Consider the following 3636-nt stretch of genomic DNA (forward strand, 5'->3'; position numbering starts at 1 on the left):
TTTGTCGTCCAGAATCTTGTCGATGGTCGGTACGACCACAGGCGTCACGGTGAAATTCCGCTCATCCGAGACCTGCCCCGACCCATAACCCGCCTTGGCCGTGAAGCTGTGCAGTGTTTCGCTCAGCCCGGTGACCGTTTTGCTCCAGATCCCGGTGACCGGGTCTGCGGTTGCGTCGCCTTTATCGGCGTTACCATCCAGAATTTTCACGTCCTGGCCCTTGGCGGCGGTGCCGGTCAGGGTCACGCTGGTTTCGATAGTAACGCTGCCGTTGAGGATTTCCTCATTGCTCTGCGAGCCCATGACCGAAGTGATTTCCGGTTTGTCATCCGCCGCCGTCCCTACGACAAACTTCAACGGATTCGAATGACTGGTCTTGCCCGTCGCATCCCGAACGATGTGATAGCGGATACTCAACTGTTCATCGCGATGGACCTCAAAATACTGCCGTACAAACTCCGCATCGAGCAGAAATTTCACGGCTTTGCCGGCACTCAGTGAGTTGAGGGTTTTGCTGTCCGTAAACAGCAGCACATCTTGGGCATCATACAGTCGCCAGTGCACCACATCCTTGGGCAGGGTCGGGTTATTGACCGGGTCGGGGCAGGTGACTTCGCTGATGCCGTTGGGCAGATCCTTGGGTTCAAACGTACCGTCCTTTTCACCGAGCAGGATGGCCCGAACCAGCTCAAACTTCGGCTCGCCGATATTCAACGGCGAGGCTGGCGGGGAAGGCCTGCGAACGATCTCGCCGTTCTCGTCTTCGCTGAGCACCTCGTACCACACCACCAGGGTGCCGCCTTCGCCGGGTTTCAGGTGCTCGGGGCCTGGCACCAGGACGATGAAACCTTCGAGGTCTTCGGCCTCCGGTGGGGTCGGAAAGACCCAGTCCAGTTCGGGCTCGAAAACGCTGCCATCCGGAAGGGTAATGCTCCAGTGAATTTCAATGGCGTTGTCCGGGGTGATCAGCGGATCGTAGGGGATGCGGACGATCACGTTCGGCAAGTCTGGATTCAGCGCTCCTCCCACCTCACTTTCGACGATGGGGGCTGCCAAGCGTTTGGGCTCGCCGATGATATTGATGAAACGGCCTCTGGAGCGCTGAATGATGCTGTCGCCACGTTCCAGGTCGAAGAAAAACACCCCCTGGGTTTTTGCCAGTGCCCGGGCACCGTCGTTGTCCATCGGTACCGGGACCACCAGCGGTGGTTTTTTGTCGATGGTCTTGCGGGCATCGACCTGGACGGTTTCGCCGTCGAGGGTGGTGCCCTGCAAGCGCATGATGATGGTGTCGTTCTGGTTGAAGACGTCAGGCGATGCTGCAAAGACCTGGAGCAACAATTGCTCTTTACCCAACTGGTCGAGATCGAGTTCGTTCCCATCGGCCTGCTCAAGAATCGGCGCATCCAGCCGCGAGTTGCCGGTGTCGACGACGATGCGCGTTGCCTTGCTCCAGTCCTCGGAATCGTTGTCTGCAAAGTCCCTGACGAAGAGTGCCACCGCGAGCCCCTCGCTTCCGGAGTCACCCTTGTTAAGGATGATGTCTTTGCTGATGTGGATGATGATAGGGTTCTTCACCGGGTCGTCGATCTGCTCCTGGATGACCGGCTCCGACGGCTCCAATTTGCCGCCCCAGCTCACCCAGACCACGTCGCGGACGGCGATGTCGGGGTACGGCAGACTGGAGCCGCTATCGGGTTTGGCCACGACCAGAACGTCCACACCGTTTTCGGCGGTGTCCTTGTCGACACCGTCCTGGACAATTTCCGCCGGCCTGAACGCTACGTGCAGGTTGGAGTGCCCCTGCCCGGGATCGGTGTCCTGGCCGGCGGGGATTTCCAGTTTGACCTTGAGTTTGAGCGGTGGCGTAAAAGGCTCTGGCGCCTGGTTGTAGCGCGTCACCCGATAGGCCAGATCCCAAGAGCCGCTTTGAAAAATGCCCGGTGGGACGAACAGGGTGGCACGCTGGGTCAGTTCGGCGGGCTGGGTTATGGTTAGACGATCGACCATCTTGTCGTTAATCAACAGCTCAACCTTGTCGCCCAGACTTTTGTTCGACCAGACCGGGATCTGCACTTTCATGCCCAGAGTGGGGAAGTTGAGCAGCGCGGCGGCGCGGTTGATGGCCCACTCTCCGCTCGGCAGCAGCTTGGCGCCGGGGATGTCTGGGGCGAGCAGGGCGAGTGTGCCAATGGCTTTTTTGGGTTGGACGAGCATGACGGTAACTCCTGCCGAAAGATATGGACGGTGGAGTGATTGAGCGAGTAAAGGGGGGATTTGGCTACTGTCAGATGTGACAGGTGGGAGAGGTTTTTCGACCGACGGTCGCATACGTGTACTTCTGGTCAGGCGGTTTTGCTCAGGCGCCGGTCATAACGAAAACGGCCGCGAGGACCGTTTTCGATTGTTCGCTGATCACCAGGTAGTCATCGAATCCCTACAACATCGGAATAATGCCCTGACGTCCTGATATCTACCACCGCGCCCGAAGTAATATATTTGGCTTTTTTAGCCGGAAATGGAAACCAGAAATTGCTGTTATCCGTTGACCAGTAATGGTGGGTACTCATTGGCCAACGTGCTCCGTAAGCCAGATGCATTTCGTGCAGTTCCGCCAGGCTCGGGATCCGTGCACCTGCTGCCGCGACGCTTGAGTTGGCCTGCGTCCAGGTTGCATTCCCGAAACCGAAACATTGGATCACGTTCGTCACCGTCACGTTGTAACTCTTGGATTGGTTGGCTGCATCTCTGGCTGTGATGGTGGTTGTTCCCCGGCCACGCACTGTGACAAGCCCTGAGGAACTGTCAACTTCCGCTACACGCGGATTGCTGGAGGTATAGGTGTAACCTGGGCGGCCACCGGAGGCTCGATGTTGCACCGAGTTACCCGAATTGAACTCGGGAAGAACATTGGGGTTGCCCGGAATGATGTAGGTCTTGCCACCCAACGTGACCGGGCTTTCGTTGAAGTGCAATGGTGCTAACGGGCTCTCTCTGGTAAAGCTGCGTGACACGGTCTGTTGATTGTTGACAACTGACCTTGCGTAAACCGTGTTCGAGCCCATATGAATGCTGAGGCTGAGCGACCAGGCACCGCTCGCGTTGGCATTCACGGTTTGCCCCCCCACGTTGTTGAGAAAAATCTGCACGCTGTACAACGGCGTTGCCGCCCCGGTCACGGTTACCGAAGTGTCTGTGGTTTTGCCGCCATTACCCAGTTCCCCGCCTGAATGCCGGACGGAGGTGAGTGTGGTGGTGAGATGGGCCCTGACTGTAAATGAGTGGACGGGTGACTCAAGCTGATTTCCATAAAGTGCTTTGGCTTTTAGGACATAAGTGCTCTGACTGAGGCTGGAAAGTCGAGTGCTGGCGCTGCCATTACTGCCCAGTGTTATCGGCGAACCGATGGGAGCTGCACCGTTGTAAAGCTGCACACGCTGATTGCTGTCTGCACTGACTGTTACGGTGACTTCGTTTTCGTATGTGGTGCCATTGTTGCCAATGCTACCTTTGGCATCCGTGACAGAAACGATTCGTGGGGTCGAAGACACCGCCACGGTAAAGGCACGAACCGCCGATTCTGGTTGAGTGCCATACGACGCCTTGACCTTGATGTTGTGAGCGGTGGCCGTCAGA

The 3636-nt window shown here is 57.4% G+C and carries 2 protein-coding genes; both read right to left on the reverse strand.

Annotation, left to right across the window (positions count from 1 at the left end; genetic code table 11):
- On the reverse strand, window positions 1-2217 hold a 2217-nt coding region (locus ACM6JM_RS12620; protein ID WP_414882002.1), incomplete at its 3' end, for an Ig-like domain-containing protein.
- A gap of 209 nt (window positions 2218-2426) precedes the next feature.
- A partial coding sequence (locus ACM6JM_RS12625; RefSeq protein WP_414882003.1) for an Ig-like domain-containing protein occupies window positions 2427-3636 on the reverse strand: 1210 nt, incomplete at its 5' end.

Source organism: Pseudomonas sp. IT-P2, from assembly GCF_949767575.1.
Lineage (GTDB): Bacteria > Pseudomonadota > Gammaproteobacteria > Pseudomonadales > Pseudomonadaceae > Aquipseudomonas > Aquipseudomonas pharyngis.